We start from the raw sequence: 749 nt of genomic DNA, 5'->3' as shown, positions 1-749 counted from the left end.
ACGTGGTTGTGATTCGGTTCTGCTGCATCGGATCCGGTTGTGCTGCATGATGTTCGACTTGTGGTCGATGAATTGTCCAAACGTCTTGTCCCGGACGAACTATGGGCCCTGGCGGAGCCGCTGCTACCGGAGTTCACCCCGCGACCGCAAGGCGGCGGCACCGCGCCGACCAACGAGCGTGCCGTGTTCACTGCTGTGGTGTTCGTGCTGACCAGCGGGTGTGCGTGGCGGATGCTGCCGCCATCGTTCGGTGTCACGGTCCCGACCGCGCATCGCCGGTTCAGCGCTTGGACCCAGGCCGGGCTCTGGCGGCGATTACACCGTGCTGTGCTCGATGAGGTGGGTAGCAAAGGCTTGATCGACTGGTCGCGCGCGGTGATCGACGCGGCGTCGGTGCGAGCGAAAAAGGGGGACCTCTGACCGGGCCGAGCCCGGTCGATCGAGGCAAGGCGGGCTCGAAGCCACGTGCTGTCCGATCTGGCGGGAATTCCTCTGTCCGTGGGCGTTTCGGCGGCCAACACCAACGACGCAGAAGCACTCAAACCGCTCGTGAAGGCGATGCCCGCCGTGCGGTCGCGGCGTGGTCCGCGCCGGCGCAAGCCGGGCAAGCTGCACGCGGACAAGGCGTACGATGCCGCTGAACTGCGCCGATGGGTACAAGTCCGCGGCATCGGCGTTCGCATCGCTCGCAAGGGCATCGAATCCTCGGAACGGCTCGGCCGTCACAGGTGGGTGATAGAAAGGACGAT

The 749-nt window shown here is 65.6% G+C and carries 1 pseudogene; it reads left to right on the top strand.

The window, feature by feature from the left end:
- Positions 1 to 60: 60 nt before the first annotated feature.
- Positions 61 to 749: pseudogene (locus NV1_RS46275) on the top strand (IS5 family transposase); the annotation flags it as partial.

The sequence above is a fragment of the Nocardia vaccinii NBRC 15922 genome (assembly GCF_001613305.1).
GTDB lineage: Bacteria > Actinomycetota > Actinomycetes > Mycobacteriales > Mycobacteriaceae > Nocardia > Nocardia vaccinii.
Note: the sequence above shows the minus strand (reverse complement) of the source record. Positions and strands in the feature narration are given on the sequence as shown.